Below are 22,138 nucleotides of genomic sequence, written 5' to 3' on the forward strand. Positions count from 1 at the left end.
TCGTGCCAATTGCCATCTGTCACCCGATCGTTGGGTTTGAACACACCCCGTTACATCCGACCTGACCCCCTCACCATTTTCGTCTGCTGCGACATTTTGCCCTTGGGCAATTTTGTCCTTACGCGGCGCATGGAAAGGCCGCAGAATCAGCTTTTGAAAGCATTGACCCAGGTCATGGCGCGTTGCAATGACCCCCCGCTTTCTCCATACTTGCGGCCGATTTTTACTCCTAATAAAACACCCAAACCGTGGAACCTTAGAATGAGCACAGCAATCAGTCCGACTGCTTATAACTATAAGGTAGTCCGCCAGTTCGCCATCATGACGGTGGTCTGGGGGATCCTTGGCATGGGGCTTGGTGTCTTCATCGCCTCACAGCTTGTATGGCCGGAATTGAACTTCGGTCTGCCGTGGACGACTTTTGGACGCTTACGCCCGTTGCACACCAACCTGGTGATTTTCGCCTTCGGTGGTTGTGCTCTGTTTGCCACTTCTTATTATGTCGTGCAGCGAACCTGCCAAACGCGACTGATTTCCGACAGCCTCGCCGCCTTCACCTTCTGGGGTTGGCAAGCGGTGATCGTCGGCGCGATCGTTACCTTGCCGCTGGGTTACACCACCACCAAGGAATACGCGGAACTGGAATGGCCCCTGGCTATTCTGCTGGCCATCGTCTGGGTTACTTACGGTCTGGTGTTCTTCGGCACCATCACCAAGCGCAAAACCAAGCACATCTATGTGGGTAACTGGTTCTACGGTGCCTTCATCGTTGTGACCGCGATGCTGCACATCGTCAACCACGCCTCCCTGCCGGTCAGCTTCTTCAAGTCCTACTCGGCCTACGCCGGTGCGACTGACGCGATGATCCAGTGGTGGTACGGCCATAACGCGGTGGGTTTCTTCCTGACCACGGGCTTCCTGGGGATGATGTACTACTTCGTTCCGAAGCAGGCCGAGCGTCCGATCTACTCCTATCGTCTGTCGATCGTGCACTTCTGGGCGCTGATCACCCTGTACATCTGGGCCGGTCCGCACCACCTGCACTACACCGCGCTGCCGGACTGGGCTCAGTCGCTGGGCATGGCGATGTCGATCATCCTGCTCGCGCCAAGCTGGGGCGGCATGATCAACGGCATGATGACCCTGTCGGGCGCCTGGCATAAGCTGCGCACCGACCCGATCCTGCGCTTCCTCGTTGTGTCGCTGGCCTTCTACGGCATGTCGACCTTCGAAGGCCCGATGATGGCCATCAAGACCGTCAACTCGCTGTCTCACTACACAGACTGGACCATCGGCCACGTTCACGCCGGTGCCTTGGGCTGGGTAGCGATGATCTCGATCGGCGCCATCTACCACATGATCCCGAAACTGTTCGGTCGTGTGCAGATGCACAGCATCGGCCTGATCAATACGCACTTCTGGCTCGCGACCATCGGTACCGTTCTGTACATCGCTTCGATGTGGGTCAACGGCATTACCCAGGGTCTGATGTGGCGTGCAATCAACGACGATGGCACCCTCACCTACTCGTTCGTCGAAGCGCTGCAAGCCAGCCATCCTGGTTTCATCGTTCGCGCCCTGGGCGGTGCGTTCTTCGCCAGCGGCATGCTGTTCATGGCCTACAACGTATGGCGTACCGTACGTGCCTCGAACCCGGCTGAAGCCAAAGCTGCTGAACAGATTGCTGTAGTTGGAGCTCACTGATGAAGCATGAAGCAGTCGAGAAGAACATTGGCCTGCTGGCCTTCTTCATGGTTATCGCCGTTAGCATCGGCGGCCTGACCCAGATCGTTCCGCTGTTTTTCCAGGACGTCACCAACAAGCCGGTCGAAGGCATGAAGCCTCGCACCGCCCTTGAACTGGAAGGCCGCGACATCTACATCGCCAACGGTTGTGTCGGCTGCCACTCGCAGATGATCCGCCCGTTCCGCGCTGAAACCGAACGTTACGGCCACTACTCGGTCGCCGGTGAAAGCGTCTGGGACCACCCGTTCCTGTGGGGTTCCAAGCGTACCGGTCCGGACCTGGCCCGTGTTGGCGGTCGTTACTCCGATGACTGGCAGCGTGCGCATTTGTACAACCCGCGCAACGTTGTGCCTGAGTCGAAAATGCCGGCTTACCCGTTCCTCGTGGAAAACAAGCTCGACGGCAAAGACACCGCCAAGAAAATGGAAGTCTTGCGCACGCTCGGCGTTCCTTACACCGACGAAGACATCGCCGGCGCCAAGGATGCTGTGAAGGGCAAAACCGAAATGGACGCGCTGGTGGCCTATCTGCAAGGCCTGGGCACCATCATCAAAAGCAAACGGTGATTTAGATGGATATCGGGATGATTCGTGGCCTGGGCACCGTTGTTGTGATGGTGGCCTTCATCGGTCTGGCGTTGTGGGTATTCAGCCCCAAGCGCAAGTCGGAGTTTGAAGACGCGACCTTGCTGCCTTTCGCGGATGATCCCGAAGCCATCAAGCACGTCGAGCAAGCTTCTAGGAGTAACAAAGAATGACTACGTTCTGGAGTCTGTACGTCACAGTCCTCAGTCTCGGCACGATCTTCGCCCTGACCTGGCTGCTGCTGTCCACCCGCAAGGGCCAGCGCAGCGAAGCCACCGAAGAAACGGTTGGCCACTCCTTCGACGGGATCGAGGAGTACGACAACCCACTGCCGAAATGGTGGTTCATGCTGTTCGTGGGCACCATCATCTTCGCCCTGGGCTACCTGGTGCTGTACCCGGGCCTGGGTAACTGGAAAGGCCTGTTGCCGGGTTATAACTACCTGGATAACGAAAAGCAGACCGCGTTCGCCAACGGCCAGAGCGGCTGGACCGGCGTTCACGAGTGGGAAAAGGAAATGGCCAAGTCGGACGCCAAGTTCGGCCCGATCTTCGCCAAGTTCGCTTCCATGCCGATTGAAGAAGTCGCCAAGGACCCGCAAGCCCTGAAGATGGGTGGCCGTCTGTTCGCCTCCAACTGCTCGGTCTGCCACGGCTCCGATGCCAAAGGCGCTTATGGCTTTCCTAACCTGACTGACGCCGACTGGCGCTGGGGCGGTGAAGCGGAAACCATCAAAACCACTATCATGGGCGGCCGTCACGCGGTCATGCCGGCGTGGGCTGAAGTGATCGGCGAGCAAGGCGTTGCGAACGTTGCCGCGTTCGTACTGACCAACCTCGATGGCCGCAAACTGCCGGAAGGCACCAAGGCTGACCCGGTTGCCGGCCAGAAGCTGTTCGCTGCCAACTGCGCGGTGTGCCACGGTCCGGAAGGCAAAGGTACGCCAGCAATGGGCGCACCTAACCTGACCCACCCGGCAGCGTTCATCTACGGCTCGAGCTTCGCTCAACTGCAGCAAACCATCCGTTACGGCCGTCAGGGCCAGATGCCTGCGCAAGAACAGCTGCAAGGCAACGACAAGGTTCACCTGCTGGCCGCCTACGTCTACAGCCTCTCTCACGGTGAGAAAGCGCCGGTAGCGGATGCCCAGTAAGGCAAACGCCTGATGCAACAAAAAACGGCCCCGCCAATGTGAATTGGCGGGGCCGTTTCAGTTTTTACCGAGTGCCTGTTTACTTAAGAACAGGGATGGTCTTATCGAGCTTTCGGCTAGGCCAGTTACTGTTACGTACAACGTTCACATTCAGCTCTTTACGATCCTTGGAGAAGCTGGCAATCAGATAGGTTTGCTGAGACGCGGCACCGCTCATGAATACGGGAACCTGACCAAAGTAGTCATATTTTGTCCAACTGTAATAGCTCCCCGAGACAAAGTGGTCGTGCCCACCAAAAACCGCTGTCACCTGATATTTCGCAATCATGCCCCTGAACCTTGCGATCTGCTCATCACTTCCCGCCCAATCAAAAACCTTGTGCATATTAAGAATGATGATCTTGCCTTGTTCCCGAGCAGCCTTTAAATCTCGCTCCAGCCAATCGAGCGACGGGGTAATGTCATACACAGTAGGTGCAATGGGATTACCACCAGAAAACTTTACGGCATAGGTCGGTTCATTGTTCAACTGAACCATATGAACATCACCAAAATCCTTCGAATAAGCAAGACTGCCGGAATAATGGCTCCCCCCTAACACAGCGCCCCGTACAGACAAATCCATCGAAGAAGCCTTCCCCCAATAACGCGCCTTTAGATCATTCACACTTCCAGCAGCACAATTATTCAGAAAACAGTCATTCACATTATTCGCGTAATCATGATTACCCAGCCCATAATCATACAACCCACCCAACTTGCCCTCAAAGACGGACTTCATGTAAGAGCGCTCACCGCCATGACCAAACGCGGTAACATCACCATTGATCATCACGGGAATACGCGCCGCCCCGCCATTCAACTGTCTGAAACTTGCAACGTCGGAATACTGCAAGCCAATGAGCTCCCTGGAACGCTTCTCCTTGTTTGGATCAGACACATTTTTATCTGTGAGATCACTCCAGGGATATTGTGGGTCGGACATAAATATCAAATGTCCTGGCATTTGCTCAACGGTCGCTGCATGAGAAGCAGGAACAAACACACACAGCGCAAAACAAGCCGCCAACTGACGAAACTTAAATAAACTCATAGAATTCCATTTCCATTATTAACAAAGTCAGTGCCGCCTTAATGGATAAGCACGTCACATACAAAACTAATCAAGTAGAAAAACAAACACAACCCACACTCACCGACAAAGCAATAAGGCATGTTTCACGATGCACGGATTCATTACCCCATTACTGAGTCCGCATAAAATTAACTAAGGATCATCTACACCAAACTCTCATCATGATCCTGCCCCCATTACGGGTACATCCAGACAGCTGCACAATCTGAAAAACCGTCCATACTGAACAAGTCAATTGATCTGCATCACGACTTGTTACATTTGCTACACCATCCACGAATTTTCCCCAACGCGACCAAAGGTCGCACCCTTGAACTAGAGCGACAGGCGTATCATTGCGCCACTGCAACACCTCTTTTTGACCGCGGTCGGCATGTACTGACTGAGGCATTTTTCCACTGCCGTGGGATGCAATGATGAGCAATCAGATTCCGGTACACGACGTCACTCCGCCTGCCAAGAACGCGAACAACAGCGTCGATCTCTACGCCTCTCGGGAAAAAATCTACACACGCGCCTTCACCGGCCTGTTCCGCAACCTGCGGATGATGGGCGGTGCCGGGTTGTTTCTGCTGTATTTCGGTACGGTCTGGCTGAGCTGGGGTGGCCATCAGGCCGTCTGGTGGAACCTGCCGGAGCGCAAATTCTTCATCTTTGGCGCAACCTTCTGGCCTCAGGACTTCATCCTGCTATCGGGAATCCTGATCGTCAGCGCCTTCGGCCTGTTTTTCATTACCGTGTACGCCGGCCGGGTCTGGTGCGGCTATACCTGCCCGCAAAGTGTCTGGACCTGGATTTTCATGTGGTGCGAGAAGGTCACCGAAGGCGACCGCAACCAGCGCATCAAGCTCGACAAAGCGCCCATGAGCGCCAACAAATTCCTGCGCAAGTTCAGCAAACACGCGATGTGGCTGTTGATCGGCTTCGTGACCGGTATGACCTTCGTCGGTTACTTCTCGCCGATCCGCGAATTGACCATCGACTTCTTCACCGGCGAAGCCGACGGCTGGTCGTATTTCTGGGTCGGTTTCTTCACCCTCGCCACCTACGGCAATGCCGGCTGGTTGCGCGAGCAGGTATGCATTTACATGTGCCCGTACGCGCGCTTCCAGAGCGTGATGTTCGATAAAGACACCCTGATCGTTTCCTACGATCCGCGTCGTGGTGAAGCCCGCGGCCCGCGCAAAAAAGGCGTCGACTACAAGGCCATGGGCCTGGGTGACTGCATCGACTGCACGATGTGCGTCCAGGTCTGCCCGACCGGTATCGACATCCGCGACGGCCTGCAAGTCGAATGCATCGGCTGTGCAGCCTGCATCGATGCCTGCGACAGCATCATGGACAAGATGGATTACCCGCGCGGCCTGATCAGCTACACCACCGAGCACAACCTGTCCGGGCAAAAAACCAATAAACTGCGCCCGCGCCTGATCGGCTATGCCACGGTGCTGCTGGCGATGATCGCCTTGCTGATGACCGCATTCTTCATGCGCTCGCTGGTCGGTTTCGACGTCAGCAAGGACCGCGTGCTGTACCGCGAGAACGCCGAGGGCCGGATCGAAAACGTCTACAGCCTGAAGATCATGAACAAGGATCAGCGCGACCACACCTACGTGCTCGAAGCCGCTGGCCTGCCGGACCTCAAGCTGCAAGGCAAGCGCGAGATCAAGGTCGCCGCCGGGGAGATTTTCAGCCAGCCGGTCGAACTGTCCAGCGCACCGGAGAAACTGCCATCGAGCACCAACGAGGTGAAATTCATCCTCAAGGATGCCGATGACGATAGCGTCCACATTGAAGCCAAGAGCCGGTTCATCGGCCCACAAGTTCGTTGAGAGAAGTGATCATGCCCGCAGCAAATGCCGCAAGTCCCTGGTACAAGCACCTTTGGCCGTGGATCATCATCGCCATCCTGGCGTGTTCCGTGACCCTGACCTTGTCCATGGTGACGATCGCGGTGAAAAACCCGGACAACCTGGTCAACGACAACTATTACGAGGCCGGCAAAGGCATCAACCGTTCCCTCGACCGTGAGTTGCTGGCGCAGACACTGCTGCTGCGCGCCAGCGTTCATCTGGACGACGTGACCGGCGAAGTCGACCTGCGCCTGAGTGGCAACAGCCAACCGAAAACCCTGGAGCTGAACCTGATCTCGCCGACCCAGCCGGAGAAGGATCGCAAGATCACCCTGGCGCGTAGCGAAACCGAACAGGGCCGCTACATTGGCCAGTTGAACGACAAGGTCGACGGTCGCCGCTTTGTAGAGCTGCTGGGCGTGCAGGATGACAAGACCTGGCGCATGTTCGAAGAAGAACAGGTCAGCCATGACAAGGATCTGCTGCTGGGTGATGAACCGCTGCAAGGCGCCGAAGACCTGAAAAAACCGTAAACCCTGCAAACCTGTGAAACCTGTAGGAGCTGTCGAGTGAAACGAGGCTGCGATCTTTTGATGTTGTTTTTAAAGAATAGCAAGATCAAAAGATCGCAGCCTCGTTTCACTCGACAGCTCCTACAGGGATGAGGCCCCTCCAGGACGATATCGACTTCACCCATGACCACCCAACTGTCCTGCTACCACTGCGCCCTGCCCGTCCCGGCCGGCAGCCGCTTCACCGCTACCGTCCTCGGTGAAACCCGCGAGTTCTGCTGCCCGGGTTGTCAGGCCGTGGCCGAAGCCATCGTGGCCGGTGGACTGGAAACCTATTACCAGCATCGCAGCGAGTCATCGGCCAACCCCGAAGCCTTGCCGGTGCAGTTGGTGGACGAACTGGCGCTGTACGACCGCGCCGACGTGCAAGCCCCCTTCGTCCGCCACGAAGGCGAACTCGCCGAAACCACCCTGTTGATGGAAGGCATCAGTTGCGCCGCCTGCGGCTGGCTGATCGAGAAACACCTGCGTGGCTTGCCGGCAGTGGCCGAAGCGCGCCTGAACCTGTCCAACCATCGCCTGCACGTGCGTTGGGCCGACGCGCAATTGCCGTTGAGCCAAGTGCTCAGCGAACTGCGCCACATCGGTTACGCCGCACACCCCTATCAAGCCGACCGCGCCAGTGAACAACTGGCCAGCGAAAACCGCCTGGCCCTGCGCCAACTCGGCGTCGCCGGGCTGCTGTGGTTCCAGGCGATGATGGCGACCATGGCCACCTGGCCGGAATTCAACATCGACCTCAGCCCCGAGCTGCACACCATCCTGCGTTGGGTCGCGCTGTTCCTCACCACCCCGATCGTGTTCTACAGCTGCGCGCCATTCTTCAAAGGCGCCATGCGCGACTTGCGCACCCGCCACCTGACCATGGACGTTTCGGTCTCGCTGGCCATTGGCAGTGCCTACATCGCCGGGATCTGGACCTCGATCACCGGCGTCGGTGAGCTGTATTTCGATGCGGTCGGCATGTTCGCACTGTTCCTGTTGGCCGGGCGTTATCTCGAACGTCGCGCCCGCGAACGCACCGCTGCCGCCACCGCGCAACTCGTCAATCTATTGCCCGCCTCGTGCCTGCGCCTGAGTGCCGACGGCCAGAGCGAGCGGATCCTACTCAGCGAACTGCGTATGGGCGATCAGGTGCTGGTGCACCCCGGCGCGATCCTCCCGGCTGACGGCAAGATCCTCGACGGCCAGTCGAGCATCGACGAATCCCTGCTCACCGGCGAATACCTGCCACAGCCGCGGACGCCGGGCGATGCCGTCACCGCCGGCACCCTGAACGTCGAAGGTGCGCTGACCGTGGAAGTCCTTGCCCTCGGCCAGGACACCCGACTGTCCGCCATCGTCCGCCTGCTGGACCGCGCCCAGGCCGAGAAACCGCGGCTGGCGGAAATTGCTGACCGCGCCGCGCAATGGTTCCTTCTGCTGTCGCTGATTGCCGCGGCCATCATCGGCCTGATCTGGTGGGAACTGGATTCTTCGCGAGCCTTCTGGATTGTACTGGCGATGCTCGTTGCAACGTGCCCGTGCGCCTTGTCCCTGGCCACGCCGACCGCCCTCACCGCCGCCACCGGCACGCTGCACAAGCTGGGTTTGCTGTTGACCCGCGGCCATGTGCTGGAAGGCCTGAACCAGATCGACACGGTGATTTTCGACAAGACCGGCACGCTCACCGAAGGTCGCCTGGCCTTGCGATCGATTCGCCCGCTCGGCGCGCTCAACAGCGATCAATGCCTGAGCCTGGCCGCCGCCTTGGAAAACCGCTCTGAACATCCAATCGCCCGCGCGTTTGGTCGGGCGCCGCTGGCCGCCGAAGAAGTCCACAGCACGCCGGGGCTAGGCCTCGAAGGCTTGGTCGGTGAGCAACGCTTGCGCATTGGCCAACCGGGTTTTGTCTGTGAACTCAGTGGCGCTGCCGTGCCATCGATGCCGGACGAAGCCGGCCAATGGCTGCTGCTCGGCGACAGCCAGGGACCGTTGGCATGGTTTGTTCTCGACGACCGCCTGCGTGCCGACGCGCCCGCCCTGCTCGCGGCTTGCAAGGCTCGCGGCTGGCGCACGCTGCTGCTGTCCGGTGACAGCTCGCCGATGGTCGCCAGTGTCGCCGCGGAACTGGGCATCGATGAAGCCCGTGGCGGTTTGCGCCCGGACGACAAATTGCAGGTCCTGCAACAGCTGCACAAGGAAGGCTGCAAGGTGTTGATGCTCGGTGACGGGGTCAACGACGTGCCAGTGCTGGCCGCCGCCGACATCAGCGTGGCGATGGGTTCGGCCACCGACCTGGCGAAAACCAGTGCCGACGCGGTACTGCTGTCGAACCGCCTCGATGCACTGGTCCAAGCGTTCAGCCTGGCTCGACGCACCCGCCGGGTAATCATCGAGAACCTGCTGTGGGCCGGGCTGTACAATGGCCTCATGTTGCCGTTCGCCGCCCTCGGCTGGATCACTCCGGTATGGGCCGCGGTCGGCATGTCCATCAGTTCGTTGACCGTGGTGCTGAACGCCCTGCGCCTGACTCGCATGCCAAACACGCCTGCGGTCAGTGCCACGCCAGAAACCCGCCCGCTGCCGGCCTGAGCCGCACGGGCATGGAGTCAAGATGCCAGCTCTCTACGTGATGATCCCGGCCGCGCTGCTGATCGTGGCCATCGCCATTTACATCTTCTTCTGGGCAGTCGACAGCGGTCAGTACGACGACCTTGACGGTCCGGCCCACAGCATTCTGTTCGACGACCAGGACCCGAACCACAAGGCCGCCGTCGACGAAGCCAGCGGCCATCCGGCCAAACCGGACGACAAGGCGCCACCTCATGCTTGAGTTGGCGCCGCTGCTGGTGTCTGCGGTGATTCTCGGCCTGCTCGGTGGCGGGCATTGCCTGGGCATGTGCGGCGGTTTGATGGGCGCGTTGACCCTAGCGATTCCCAAGGAACAACGCAGCCGGCGTTTTCGACTGCTGCTGGCCTACAACCTGGGGCGAATTCTCAGCTATGCAACGGCCGGCCTGCTGATCGGTCTGGCCGGGTGGGCGGTGGCCAACAGCCCGGCGGCGATGTTCATGCGCGTCATCGCTGGATTGCTGTTGGTCGCCATGGGCCTGTACCTCGCCGGTTGGTGGAGCGGCCTGACCCGCATCGAAAGCCTCGGTCGCGGCCTGTGGCGGCACATCCAGCCCGTTGCCAACAAACTGCTGCCGGTGTCGAGCGTCCCCCGCGCGCTACTGCTGGGCGCGCTCTGGGGCTGGCTGCCGTGCGGGTTGGTTTACAGCACCTTGCTGTGGTCGGCGAGCCAGGGCAATGCGCTGGACAGTGCGCTTTTGATGCTCGCGTTCGGGCTGGGCACCTGGCCGGTGTTGCTCGTCACGGGATTGGCGGCTGAGCGGGTCACGGCGTTGTTGCGCAAACGTAGCGTGCGGATGACGGGCGGATTACTGGTGATCCTGTTCGGCATCTGGACCTTGCCGGGGCCGCATCAGCATTGGCTCATGGGGCATTAAAGATCAAAAGATCGCAGCCTCGTTTCACTCGACAGCTCCTACATGGACCACGTATCCCTTGTAGGAGCTGTCGAGTGAAACGAGGCTGCGATCTTTTGATCTTGACACCCGTTGATGCAAATCAAGATGCCTCACCGCGCCTCCCCCTAGACTCGCTGACACTGCCAGCCTATCCGGGGGAATGCCCGCATGATGCTCGACGCCATTCGTTGGGACACCGATCTGATCCGCCGTTACGACCTGGCGGGACCGCGCTACACCTCCTATCCGACCGCGGTGCAATTCGATGGTCAGGTCGGCACGTTCGACCTGTTCCACGCCCTGCGCGACAGCCGTAAAGCCCTGCGCCCGTTATCGCTGTATGTGCACGTGCCGTTCTGCGCGAACATTTGCTACTACTGCGCCTGCAATAAAGTCATCACCAAGGATCGCGGCCGCGCCCAGCCCTATTTGCAGCGCCTTGAGCAGGAAATCCAGCTGATCGCCTGCCACCTCGACCCCGCGCAGAAAGTCGAGCAACTGCATTTCGGCGGCGGCACCCCGACCTTTCTCAGTCACGATGAACTGCGCCAGTTGATGGCCCAGTTGCGCAAAAGCTTCAACTTGCTGGACGACGATTCCGGCGACTACGGCATCGAAATCGACCCTCGCGAAGCCGACTGGTCGACCATGGGCCTGCTCCGTGAACTGGGATTCAATCGGGTCAGTATCGGCCTGCAAGACCTCGACCCGGCGGTGCAACGAGCGGTCAATCGCCTGCAAAGCCTGGAAGAAACCCGCGCGGTGATCGACGCGGCCCGCACGCTGCAGTTTCGCTCGATCAACATTGACCTGATCTACGGCTTGCCGAGGCAGACACCCGAGAATTTCGCCCGCACGGTTGATGAAGTCATCAACCTGCAACCGGACCGCCTCTCGGTGTTCAACTACGCGCACCTGCCGGAACGCTTCATGCCGCAACGGCGAATCAACAGCGACGAACTGCCGACACCGGCGCAAAAACTGGAAATACTCCAGGGCACCATCGAGCAGTTGACCAAGGCCGGTTACCGCTACATCGGCATGGACCACTTCGCGCTGCCCGACGATGAACTGGCGATTGCTCAGGAAGAATCGACCCTGCAACGCAACTTCCAGGGCTACACCACCCACGGTCATTGCGACCTGATTGGCCTGGGCGTGTCGGCCATCAGCCAGATCGGCGACTTGTATTGCCAGAACAGCAGCGACCTCAATCAGTACCAGAACACGCTGGCCAGCGCACAGCTGGCCACCAGCCGTGGTCTGCTGTGCAACGCCGATGACCGCCTGCGACGCGCGATCATCCAGCAACTGATCTGCACGTTCAGCCTGGAATTCGCGCAGATCGAACACGCCTTCAACATCGACTTTCAGGGCTACTTCGGCGAACTTTGGCCGCAGTTGCAGGGAATGGCCGACGACGGACTGATCGACCTTGATAACGAACGGATTACCGTACTGCCCGCCGGACGATTGCTCGTGCGTTCGGTGTGCATGGTGTTCGACGCGCACCTGGAACAGCAGAATCGCCAGCGGTTTTCGCGGGTGATCTAGCCATCACCTCACTGACCGGTCTCCGAAACGCTGACTTTACGACCCTGCGACAAAATCGCCGCGTGCCTGAATGTCCTCCCGTGGGTTACCCTTACGGCTTATGTGTGTTTTCCCACAAGGATTGAAGAAATGTCCGAGCCAGTAAAACTGCGCGCTCATAGCCAGGCCCATTGCAAGGACTGCAGCCTGGCCCCCCTCTGCTTGCCACTTTCTCTGAATCTGGAAGACATGGAAGCGCTGGACGAAATCGTTAAACGTGGCCGCCCGCTGAAAAAGGGCGAGTTCCTGTTCCGCCAGGGCGACACCTTCGATTCCGTTTATGCAGTACGCTCTGGCGCTCTGAAGACCTTCAGCCTGAGCGATGGCGGCGAAGAACAACTCACCGGCTTCCACCTGCCAAGCGAACTGGTCGGCCTGTCGGGCATGGACACCGAAAAACACCCGGTCTCGGCGCAAGCCATGGAAACCACCTCGGTGTGTGAAATCCCTTTCGAACGCCTCGACGAACTGGCGCTGCAACTGCCGCAACTGCGCCGTCAGTTGATGCGCGTGATGAGTCGCGAGATTCGCGACGATCAGCAAATGATGTTGCTGCTGTCGAAGAAAACCGCCGACGAGCGCATCGCCACGTTCCTGGTCAACCTGTCGGCGCGTTTCCGCGCCCGGGGTTTCTCGGCCAACCAGTTTCGCCTGAGCATGTCGCGCAACGAAATCGGCAATTACCTGGGCCTGGCGGTGGAAACCGTGTCCCGGGTGTTTACGCGCTTCCAGCAAAACGAACTGATTGCGGCTGAAGGCAAGGAAATCCATATCCTCGACCCGATCCAGCTCTGCGCCTTGGCCGGCGGCTCGCTAGACGGCTGATTTTGGCGATGGCGGCTGAGCGAAACGGTTCAGCCGCCGTTATACTGCGTCGTTTGCAGCCTGCCAGGACACCTCGACGATGGTCTTCGACTCCTTCGACATCAAATCCCTTATCCGCCCTGTGATCGACTTTCCCAAGCCGGGCGTGATCTTTCGCGACATTACCCCATTGTTCCAGTCGCCCACGGCCCTGCGCCTGGTGATGGACAGCTTCGCCCACCGTTATGTCGAGGCTGACTTCACCCACATCGGTGCGATGGACGCGCGTGGTTTTCTGATCGGTTCGGTCCTGGCCTATCAGTTGAACAAGCCGCTGGTGCTGTTCCGCAAGCAAGGCAAGCTGCCGGCCGACGTGCTGGCCGAGGGTTATGCGACCGAATACGGCGAAGCCTTCCTCGAAGTCCACGCCGACAGCCTGTGCGAGGGCGATTCGGTGGTGATGTTCGATGACCTGATCGCCACCGGCGGGACGCTGATTGCGGCGGCAAACCTGGTTCGACGCATGGGCGCGCGGGTTCATGAAGCGGCGGCGATCATCGATTTGCCGGAGCTGGGCGGGTCGCAGCGTCTGGAAGACATGGGGATTCCGACCTTTTGCCTGACGCAGTTTGCGTTGAGCGATAAGTAACAAACGTCAAAAGATCGCAGCCTTCGGCAGCTCCTACATTGGAATGGTGTAACCCCTGTAGGAGCTGCCGAAGGCTGCGATCTTTTGCTTCTAAAGTCCCATCTGCTTACTGATGATCTCGTTCATCACTTCCCGCGTCCCCCCACCGATCGACAAGATCCGGTTATCCCGATACAGCCGCTCCACCAGACTCTCGCGCATGTAGCCAAGGCCGCCGAGGATCTGCACAGCATCTGTGGTGATCCGATCAGCCGTATCGGTAGCAAAATTCTTGGCCATGGAAATCTCCTTGATCACACTCTGCCCCGCCGCCATTTTCGCCGCCTGGCGGTAGGTGAATTCCTGTGACACCTCCAGCGCCGTAGCCATTTCGGCAAGGCGATGCTTGAGCACCTGAAACTGGCCGATGGGTTTACCGAATGCTTCACGCTGGCGAGCCCATTTCAGGCTCTCTTCCAGCGCCAGTTGCGCGGTCATGTTGGCCATTAGCGCCAGCGCCAGGCGTTCGCTCTGGAAGTTGCCCATGATGCAGGCGAAGCCCATGTTTTCGGCGCCGATCAGATTTCCTACCGGCACCCGGCAATCGTCGAAGAACAGTTCGGCAGTGTCCGACGCCCACCAACCCATTTTCTTCAACTGACGGCCGACGGTGAAACCGGGCGTGCCCTTCTCGATCAACAGCAGGCTGATGCCACCGAACCCCGGCGCGCCGGTGCGCACCGCGACGGTGTAGAAATCCGCGCGGACGCCACTGGTGATAAAGGTTTTGCTGCCGCTGACCCGGTAGAACTCGCCGTCGCGCACGGCGCGGGTTTGCAGGTTGGCAACGTCGGAGCCACCACTGGGCTCGGTCACGGCCAGGGCACTGATCTTCTCGCCGGCGAGCACCTGCGGCACAACGCGATCGCGGACTTCAGGCCTGGCCCACTTGAGGATCGGCGGCAGACCGATGTCCAACGAGCCGAGCCCCGCCACCAGACCGCCGGAACCACAGCGCATCAGTTCCTCGCTGGCGGCCACCTTGGCGAACAGATCACCTTCGTGGCTGCCACCCAGGGCTTCGGGATAACCGATTCCCAGAATGCCCGCCGCGCCAGCCTTGAGGTAGAGCTCGCGGGGAAAGCTTTCAGCTTCTTCCCAATGGTCGATGTCCGGCAAGATCTCGCGCTCGACGAAACGTCTGACGCTGTCGCGGACCAATTGGTGACTGGGGTCGAAGTATTCCTGAAAGGCAGGCATCGGCGAGCTCCACTGAATGTTCAGCGAAGTTAACCGAGCGTTTGCTTGGTTTTCAACAGGATTGTGTGAATCAGGGAGACCGAGGCGTGCCATTCGCGAGCAAGCCCGCTCCCACATTTGATTTGTATACGCTGGAGATCAAATGTGGGAGCGGGCTTGCTCGCGAAGGCGTCAGTTCAAGCACTACAAAACGATCGGCTTACGCCCGGCAAACGAATGCGCCAGCGTCCCGCCATCCACCAATTCGAGCTCGCCACCCAATGGCACGCCATGGGCGATGCGCGAGGCGATCAGGCCTTTGTTGCTGAGCAACTGGGCGATGTAGTGCGCCGTGGCTTCACCTTCCACCGTCGGATTGGTCGCGAGAATGACTTCAGTGAACGTGCCCGCCTCTTCGATCCGCGCCAACAGTTGCGGAATACCGATGGCCTCAGGCCCGAGTCCGTCGAGTGGCGACAGATGGCCCTTGAGCACAAAGTAGCGACCACGGAAACCGGTCTGCTCCACTGCGTAGACGTCCATCGGCCCTTCCACTACGCAGAGCAAGGTGTCGTCGCGACGGGTATCGGCGCATTGAGGGCAGAGGTCGTCTTCGGTCAGTGTGCGACACAACCGGCAGTGACCCACCCCTTCCATGGCCTGGCTCAGTGCCAGGGCCAGTCGCGAGCCGCCGCTGCGATCACGCTCGAGCAGCTGCAACGCCATGCGTTGGGCAGTTTTCTGACCTACACCAGGCAAAATTCGCAGGGCGTCGATCAGTTGGCGAATCAAAGGGCTGAAGCTCATGGGGAAAAGTCCGACAAAACAACGAGACGCGGTTTATACCCGCGCCTCTGTTTAGCGTCAATTACTCAGTCCTGGGCGACCCGCACAACCAGTTTGCCGAAGTTGCGTCCTTCCAGTAGACCGATGAACGCTTCAGGTGCCTGCTCCAGGCCATCGACCACGTCTTCGCGGAACTTCACCTTGCCGTCGCGCACCCACGGCGCCATGGCGCTGACGAATTCCGGCTGACGATCACCGTAGTCGTCGAACACGATGAAACCCTGAATTCGCACACGCTTGGTCAGCAGCGTGCGCTGCAGTTGCGGCAGTCGATCCGGGCCGGTCGGTGCTTCGTGAGCGTTGTAGGACGCGATCAGTCCGCAGAGTGGAATTCGCGCCTTGGGCTTGAGCAACGGCAGCACGGCATCGAACACCTTGCCGCCGACGTTTTCGTAATAGATGTCGATGCCCTCGGAGCACGCCTTGGCCAATTCATCGGCGAAGTTCGGGCTCTTGTGATCGATGCAGGCATCAAAACCCAGGTCATCGACCACATAACGGCACTTGTCCGCGCCACCGGCCACGCCGACCACGCGCAAACCCTTGATCTTCGCTACCTGACCGACCACCGAACCCACGGCGCCGGATGCAGCCGCAACCACCAGGGTTTCGCCGGCCTTGGGCTGGCCGATGTCCATCAGGCCCATATACGCGGTCATTCCTGGCATGCCCAACACGCCCAACGCCATTGACGGGCTCGGCAGCCCGGACGGCACCGGAATGATGTTGCGACCGTCGCTGAGGCTGTGGCTCTGCCAACCGGTGGAACCGACCACCAGATCACCTTCGTGGAATTTCGGATTCAGCGAGCGCTCGACCCGGCTGACAGCGCCACCGGTCATCACCTCGCCGATTTCAACCGGAGCGGCGTAGGACGGCGCGTCGCTCATGCGTCCGCGCATGTAGGGATCAAGAGACAGGTAAAGGGTCTTGAGCAGCACCTGACCGTCGGCCAGATCCGGCAGCGCAATGCGCTCCAGACGGAAATTCTCCGGCGTCGGCGCGCCTACCGGGCGGGACGCCAGGACGATACGTTGGTTGAGGGTCAATGCTTGTGGCATGTGAGCTTCTCCTTTGATCGATGAATTCGGCGGTATAGGGAGCAGACCGTTGTGGTGGTGGCGCGTTCGATGTTTCGTCAGTTGTACCGAGGTGACTTCATCGCGGGCAAGCCACGCTCCCACAGGATTTAGGTGATCCCTGTGGGAGCGGCGGTGCGGCGATCCGACTTGCCCGCGAAGGCGACCGCACAGGCACCATAAATCCAACAGCCAGAAACAAAAATGCCAGGCGCGATGCCTGGCATTTTTTTGTAGCCCATCCGACGCGCTTTGGCGAATCAGAATGGCAGTTTCATACCCGGTGGCAGTTGCATGCCAGCGGTCATGCCGGACATTTTGTCCTGGCTGTTGGCTTCGATCTTGCGCACGGCATCGTTGACGGCGGCGGCGAACACAGCCTCCAGCATCTCTTTGTCGTCTTCACTCAAGCCTTCGACCAGGCTTGGATCGATGGTCACGCGCTTGACGTCGTGACGACCGGTCATCACCACGGTGACCATATCGCCACCGGCTTTACCGGTGACTTCGGCGTTGGCCAGTTCTTCCTGCATCTTGGCCATTTTTTCCTGCATCTGCTGTGCCTGCTTCATCAGGCCGGCCATGCCACCTTTCATCATGGGAATCACCTCAAAAGTACTTGGATAAAAACAGCTCCCGGCCCTTTCGGCCGAACGCCTTCAGTTATTAGCCCTGAGTGACCAGGGTCTCGACAGGTTCAATAGTATCGTTACGGACCACCGCACCGAACTGCTGCATCATTTGCTGGATGAACGGATCACCGTGAATCGACTCTTCGGCCTCGCGCTGACGGTTCGCACGGCGACGGGACGCAGCCTGGGCCGGCGTTTCCTGCTCGGGCTTGATCAACTCCATGCGCAGGGTCAGCGTACGCCCGTGAAATTGGTTCAACGCATCGTTCAAGCGACGCTGTTGAGTCGCGTTGAACAACGCGCTGTGGGCCGGGTCCAGGTGCATCAGCCAATTGTCACCCTCGACGGCGATCAGCGTGCAGTTGGCGGCAATGCTGCCGGTCATGCCGGAGATCGGCAGTTTCGGGAACAACTCCAGCCATTGCAACGCCAGACCGGTAGCCGGCATGGCGGCCGGCTCGGGCTCGGCTTCCGGCACTGGCTCAGCGGTGTGCTCGCTGGCCAGTTCATCGAGGTAGCTGTAGGCCGATTCGATATCTGGCTCGATGTAGTCCTCGTCCAGCGGCGGCTCATCGTCCAGTTCCATGCCCGGCGTCGCGGCATCGACGTCGGCTACCGACGGCTCCGGAATCGGCGCAGCGGCCCACTCCGGTGCGTCCGGCACCACGCTGTCAGGCGTCGGCAATGGCATCGGCGCCAAATCGGGCTGTTCGCTGGCAGTTTCCAGCACCGGCTCGACAGCGGGTTGCTGAACGACTTCGGGTTCTATCGGGTCGTTCCAGGGCAGATCGACGACGACTTCGACCGCTACAGCCTCAACGACATGCTCGGGCGCAACGACGGGCGCAACCGGCTGAGGCTCGGGCGCTTGTACTGGAGCAACCACCGCCGCAACCGGCGCAGGCGCGACGGGTGCAACTGCCGCCGCGACTACCGGCGCAACAACGGGCGCGGCAGCCACTGAGTTTGCGGAATCAACTGTGGCTTGGCTGATCCCCACTGGCTTTAGCGGTTGCCTTGGGGCGTCCGCGGTGTCTGCCGGCCGGAACGCGAGCATTCGCAGCAGGACCATTTCGAAGCCACCGCGCGGGTCCGGCGCCAGCGGCAAGTCGCGGCGACCGATCAGGCCCATCTGGTAATAGAACTGCACGTCTTCGGCCGGCAAGGCATGGGCCAGCGCCAGCACCCGATCACGGTCGCCATGACCGTTGTCGACGCCTTCAGGCAGGGCCTGGGCGATGGCGACACGGTGCAGCACGTTGAGAATTTCCGAGAGCACGCCGTTCCAGTCCGGGCCTTGTTCGGCTAGATGACGGACGGCTTCGAGCAAGGCCTTGGCGTCGCCTTCGATCAGCGCATGCAGAACGTCGTAGACCTGACCGTGATCGAGCGTGCCGAGCATCGCCCGCACGTCGGCAGCCATGACTTTGCCTTCACCGAAGGCGATGGCCTGGTCGGTCAGGCTCATGGCGTCGCGCATCGAACCGTCGGCAGCACGGCCCAGCAGCCACAGCGCGTCGTCTTCGAACGGCACGTTCTCGACACCCAGCACATGGGTCAAATGCTCGACCACACGCTCTGGCGTCATGTTCTTCAGAGAGAACTGCAGGCACCGCGAAAGAATGGTTGCAGGAAGTTTCTGCGGATCGGTCGTCGCCAGGATGAACTTGACGTAGGGCGGCGGCTCTTCAAGGGTTTTCAACAGCGCATTGAAGGAATGGCTGGAGAGCATGTGCACTTCGTCGATCAGGTAGACCTTGAAGCGCCCGCGGCTCGGCGCGTACTGCACGTTGTCGAGCAGTTCGCGGGTGTCTTCGACCTTGGTCCGGCTCGCGGCGTCGATCTCGATCAGGTCGACAAAGCGACCTTCATCGATCTCGCGGCACACCGAGCACTCGCCGCAAGGCGTTGAAGTGATACCTGTTTCACAGTTCAGGCATTTGGCGATGATCCGCGCGATGGTGGTCTTGCCGACCCCGCGGGTACCGGTAAACAGATAGGCGTGGTGCAGCCGCTGGCTGTCCAAGGCATTGATCAGAGCCTTGAGCACATGGGTCTGGCCGACCATTTCGCGAAACGAGCGCGGACGCCATTTACGTGCAAGAACCTGATAACTCATCGAAAACCGTCGCAACGAAGGAACAGAAGCGGCTAATGCTAGCGGAGCAAGGCCAAAATTGCATCCGGCGCGCTCGTCTAATCTGGCTAAGATGGTCTTTGGGGGGGCTTTTATCGGCTCGGGGTTTATCAATACCGGAGCGTTTATGCGGCTGGCCTTGGGGGCACTGCTGTTGATCAGCCTGAATGTCGCTGGCGCCGAGGCGCCGCTGCGCTTTGTGGTGCCCGACAGTTGGGCGATGCCGATGGTGCAACTGGAACGTGGCCATCCGACCCAAGGTATCCTGCACGACATAATGGTCAGCCTCGCGACCCAGGTCGGTGTACCTGCCGAATTTCACGTGTTGCCTCGGGCGCGGGTGCAAAACGCCATGGAGCACGGTGAGGTTGATATCCGCTGCTACGCCGCGCAGTCCTGGCAGCCGAATCAGTCCGGGGACTACATCTGGAGCATTCCGCTTTGGTTTCAGCGCGACCTGTTGATCAGCCGGCAAGATCCGCTCACCGCAGTGACGCCTGCAAACTTGCCGCGACAATCCGTTGGCACGGTGCTCGGCTACACCTACCCCACGTTGCAACCCCTGTTCGATGCCGACCGCCTGCATCGCGAAGACGCGCGCAACCAGGAACAGGTGCTGGAAAAACTCCTGGCCGGACGCTATCACTACGCCGTGAGCAATCAATGGACGCTGGATTGGTTCAATCAGCGCCTGCTGCCTGGCCGGCAACTGCAAGGCGTGGCGGTTTTGCAGGAACAGAGTGTCGGTTGTTATGTGCGCAACGATACCAAGGTGCCCGTGCAGCGCATTTTGCGCACCTTGGTGCGAATGAAAATGTCCGGGGAAATCGACGACATTATCCGGCTCTACATTGGTGGCGAGCCACTCAAGGCGCCCAATGGCAAGCCTTGACCCGCCTGCTCCAGCACCTGCCATTGCGCCGGAGCGACAAAACCCTCGACCCAGCCCGGTACTTCTGCGGGCGGCATCGGCCGGGCAATGAAACAGCCTTGAGCAACTTCGCAACCCAGGCGCAGCAGCAATTCACCGTGCTCGATACTTTCCAGCCCTTCGGCGATCACCTGCCGGCCAAAGGCCCGAGCCAGACCAATGACCGCCATGGTCAGGGCCAGATCATCACGATCATTAACGATGTCGCGCACGAACGACTTGTCGATCTTGATGGTTTGGGTTTGCAAACGCTTGAGGTAGCTCAGGGACGAATAACCGGTGCCGAAGTCCCCCAGTGAAAACTGCACCCCCAGCGCCTGACAGGCCTGTAAACAGGCGCTGACATGCTGGATGTTCTCGATCGCCACCGACTCGACGATTTCCAGATCGAGCATCTGCGGAGCCACCTGGGCATGCCGGGCGAGCACGTGTTTGAGCCGGTCGACAAAATCCGTGCGCTGGAAATGTCGTGCCGCAATATTAATGCTGACTGGCCAGCCCTGCCCCGCTTGCTGCCAGTGGTGCAACTGCGACAGGACCTGATCCATTACCCACTCACCAATATCGATGATCAGGTCCGTTTCTTCCACCAGCGGCAAAAAATCCCGGGCCGGCATCATGCCGTGTTGCGGATGCTCCCAACGCAATAACGCCTCGAAGCCGACAACCTCGCCACGACGCATGTTCACCTTGGGCTGGAAATGCACACGCAACTCACCGGCAGCCAGCGCCTGACGCACTCGCTCGACCGTCTGGTGAGTGGCCTTGACCTCCTGATCCCGGGACACGTCGAACAAATGAAAGCGATTGCGACCGCGTTGTTTCGCCACGTACATGGCCTGATCGGCATGACGCAGCAGGGTTTCGGCATCGTGATTGTCGTCGGGGAACAGGGTGACGCCGATACTGGCAAATACATTGACGCCCTTACCATGCAGCGAATACGGCGCCGAAATAGCGCCGAGCACCCGGTTCAACGCCGCACGCAGTTCCGGCAGATCTCGCACGTATCGCAACACCAGCACAAACTCGTCACCGGCCAAACGTGCCACCACATCTTCGCAGCGAACAATGGTTCGCAAACGCTTGGCCACCTCGACCAACAGCAGATCGCCACTGGCATGCCCGTAGCTATCATTGACCGCTTTGAAGCCGCCGAGGTCGAGCATGCATACCGCCAGCGGGATGTTTTCGTGACGGGAGAACTCCAGCGCCTGATCCAGCAAATCCGAGAGGAACGCGCGATTCGGCAGCCCGGTCAGCACGTCATGCCCCACCCGCCATTGCAGGGAATGCAGCAATTGGTGTTTTTCGCTGCGGCCATTCGGCGCTATCGCAAGGTCGCTGGGCTTACTCAGGCTGAACTCGGCGAAAAAACCGGTTTTGATCCCAAAACCATCAGCCGCTTCGAAACCGGCACCTACACCCCCAGCGTGGAAGCCTTGTTCCTGCTTGCCGATGTGTTGGGCGTGAAGCTGAAAGCCTTTTTCGCAGATTTAGGCGATGAAGATGAACAGCGGGCGTATCTGTTCGGTGTCATACATAAAGCCACCCCGAAGGATCTGGGAAAGCTGATTGCAGCGGTTGACCAGGCCTTGTCCAAGCCTTAGTGCCAGAAATGAAAAAGGCAGATTTGTCGAATCGACACATCTGCCTTTTGCTCATTCAGGTGCCTGAAAACCGCCCCACCCGGT

20 protein-coding genes and 1 pseudogene are annotated in these 22,138 nt (G+C 59.6%); 14 read left to right on the forward strand and 7 right to left on the reverse strand.

Going from position 1 to position 22,138, the window contains the following annotated elements:
* Positions 1–261 precede the first annotated feature (261 nt).
* The 4 genes from ccoN to ccoP are packed head-to-tail and all read left to right on the forward strand — an operon-like array spanning position 262 to position 3,483.
* On the forward strand, positions 262–1,704 hold the full coding sequence (ccoN, locus tag ACA059_RS22155) for a cytochrome-c oxidase, cbb3-type subunit I (RefSeq protein ID WP_008157290.1): 1,443 nt from the start codon (positions 262–264) through the stop codon (positions 1,702–1,704).
* A complete protein-coding gene (gene ccoO, locus ACA059_RS22160; protein WP_018925301.1) occupies positions 1,704–2,312 on the forward strand; it encodes a cytochrome-c oxidase, cbb3-type subunit II in 609 nt (202 codons plus the stop codon). Before ccoN ends, ccoO begins: the two co-directional genes overlap by 1 nt.
* A gap of 5 nt (positions 2,313–2,317) precedes the next feature.
* Entirely contained in the window at positions 2,318–2,503 is a 186-nt protein-coding gene (locus ACA059_RS22165; protein ID WP_003175465.1) for a CcoQ/FixQ family Cbb3-type cytochrome c oxidase assembly chaperone, read from the forward strand.
* Positions 2,500–3,483 (forward strand): cytochrome-c oxidase, cbb3-type subunit III, encoded by a 984-nt coding sequence (gene ccoP / locus ACA059_RS22170; RefSeq protein ID WP_415770252.1) that lies wholly within the window; start codon positions 2,500–2,502, stop codon positions 3,481–3,483. Before ACA059_RS22165 ends, ccoP begins: the two co-directional genes overlap by 4 nt.
* A gap of 79 nt (positions 3,484–3,562) precedes the next feature.
* On the opposite strand, the gene ACA059_RS22175 is transcribed toward ccoP, so the two are convergent.
* Positions 3,563–4,576 carry a metallophosphoesterase family protein gene (locus ACA059_RS22175; protein WP_497631017.1) on the reverse strand — a complete coding sequence of 338 codons (1,014 nt, stop codon included), beginning with the start codon at positions 4,574–4,576 and terminating at the stop codon, positions 3,563–3,565.
* Positions 4,577–5,034: 458 nt separating this feature from the next.
* Between ACA059_RS22175 and ccoG the strand changes: the two genes are divergently transcribed.
* The 8 genes from ccoG to ACA059_RS22215 all read left to right on the forward strand — a co-directional run bounded on the left by ccoG (position 5,035) and on the right by ACA059_RS22215 (position 13,601).
* Positions 5,035–6,450 (forward strand): cytochrome c oxidase accessory protein CcoG, encoded by a 1,416-nt coding sequence (gene ccoG / locus ACA059_RS22180; protein WP_497631018.1) that lies wholly within the window; start codon positions 5,035–5,037, stop codon positions 6,448–6,450.
* A gap of 11 nt (positions 6,451–6,461) precedes the next feature.
* Positions 6,462–7,004, forward strand: a complete 543-nt coding sequence (locus ACA059_RS22185; RefSeq protein ID WP_497631019.1) for a FixH family protein — start codon at positions 6,462–6,464, stop codon at positions 7,002–7,004.
* A 162-nt stretch (positions 7,005–7,166) separates the two neighbouring features.
* The gene (locus tag ACA059_RS22190) at positions 7,167–9,617 is read left to right on the forward strand and encodes a heavy metal translocating P-type ATPase (protein ID WP_497631020.1); all 2,451 of its coding nucleotides are present in this window, start codon (positions 7,167–7,169) and stop codon (positions 9,615–9,617) included.
* Positions 9,618–9,639: 22 nt separating this feature from the next.
* Entirely contained in the window at positions 9,640–9,858 is a 219-nt protein-coding gene (ccoS, locus tag ACA059_RS22195) for a cbb3-type cytochrome oxidase assembly protein CcoS (RefSeq protein ID WP_007905420.1), read from the forward strand.
* Positions 9,851–10,534: a sulfite exporter TauE/SafE family protein gene (locus tag ACA059_RS22200; protein ID WP_497631021.1), complete on the forward strand. Its 684-nt coding sequence runs from the start codon at positions 9,851–9,853 to the stop codon at positions 10,532–10,534. Before ccoS ends, ACA059_RS22200 begins: the two co-directional genes overlap by 8 nt.
* Positions 10,535–10,726: 192 nt before the next feature.
* Positions 10,727–12,109, forward strand: coding sequence for an oxygen-independent coproporphyrinogen III oxidase (gene hemN, locus ACA059_RS22205; protein WP_497634710.1), 1,383 nt, complete (start codon positions 10,727–10,729; stop codon positions 12,107–12,109).
* Positions 12,110–12,238: 129 nt separating this feature from the next.
* Positions 12,239–12,973 carry a fumarate/nitrate reduction transcriptional regulator Fnr gene (gene fnr, locus ACA059_RS22210; protein ID WP_008146816.1) on the forward strand — a complete coding sequence of 245 codons (735 nt, stop codon included), beginning with the start codon at positions 12,239–12,241 and terminating at the stop codon, positions 12,971–12,973.
* A 79-nt stretch (positions 12,974–13,052) separates the two neighbouring features.
* A complete protein-coding gene (locus tag ACA059_RS22215) occupies positions 13,053–13,601 on the forward strand; it encodes an adenine phosphoribosyltransferase (protein ID WP_008146813.1) in 549 nt (182 codons plus the stop codon).
* A 90-nt stretch (positions 13,602–13,691) separates the two neighbouring features.
* On the opposite strand, the gene ACA059_RS22220 is transcribed toward ACA059_RS22215, so the two are convergent.
* The 5 genes from ACA059_RS22220 to dnaX form a co-directional block, all read right to left on the reverse strand.
* Positions 13,692–14,840, reverse strand: a complete 1,149-nt coding sequence (locus ACA059_RS22220) for an acyl-CoA dehydrogenase family protein (protein WP_497631022.1) — start codon at positions 14,838–14,840, stop codon at positions 13,692–13,694.
* 183 nt (positions 14,841–15,023) lie between these two features.
* A complete protein-coding gene (gene recR / locus ACA059_RS22225; protein WP_046047871.1) occupies positions 15,024–15,626 on the reverse strand; it encodes a recombination mediator RecR in 603 nt (200 codons plus the stop codon).
* 65 nt (positions 15,627–15,691) lie between these two features.
* Positions 15,692–16,726, reverse strand: a complete 1,035-nt coding sequence (gene curA / locus ACA059_RS22230) for an NADPH-dependent curcumin/dihydrocurcumin reductase (protein ID WP_497631023.1) — start codon at positions 16,724–16,726, stop codon at positions 15,692–15,694.
* A 278-nt stretch (positions 16,727–17,004) separates the two neighbouring features.
* Complete coding sequence (locus ACA059_RS22235; protein WP_008028561.1) at positions 17,005–17,343, reverse strand: YbaB/EbfC family nucleoid-associated protein; 339 nt, start codon at positions 17,341–17,343, stop codon at positions 17,005–17,007.
* A gap of 67 nt (positions 17,344–17,410) precedes the next feature.
* Positions 17,411–19,495: a DNA polymerase III subunit gamma/tau gene (dnaX, locus tag ACA059_RS22240; RefSeq protein WP_497631024.1), complete on the reverse strand. Its 2,085-nt coding sequence runs from the start codon at positions 19,493–19,495 to the stop codon at positions 17,411–17,413.
* A 145-nt stretch (positions 19,496–19,640) separates the two neighbouring features.
* Between dnaX and ACA059_RS22245 the strand changes: the two genes are divergently transcribed.
* Positions 19,641–20,405, forward strand: coding sequence for a substrate-binding periplasmic protein (locus ACA059_RS22245; RefSeq protein ID WP_497631025.1), 765 nt, complete (start codon positions 19,641–19,643; stop codon positions 20,403–20,405).
* On the opposite strand, the pseudogene ACA059_RS22250 reads toward ACA059_RS22245, so the two are convergent.
* Positions 20,360–21,760 (reverse strand): annotated as a pseudogene (locus tag ACA059_RS22250) (putative bifunctional diguanylate cyclase/phosphodiesterase); the annotation flags it as partial. The gene ACA059_RS22245 and the pseudogene ACA059_RS22250 sit on opposite strands and share 46 nt — an antisense overlap.
* Here ACA059_RS22250 and ACA059_RS22255 point away from each other — a divergent pair.
* Entirely contained in the window at positions 21,737–22,054 is a 318-nt protein-coding gene (locus tag ACA059_RS22255; RefSeq protein ID WP_497634711.1) for a helix-turn-helix domain-containing protein, read from the forward strand. The pseudogene ACA059_RS22250 and the gene ACA059_RS22255 overlap by 24 nt on opposite strands.
* Positions 22,055–22,138 lie beyond the last annotated feature (84 nt).

This window comes from Pseudomonas sp. LBUM1647 (genome assembly GCF_059716175.1).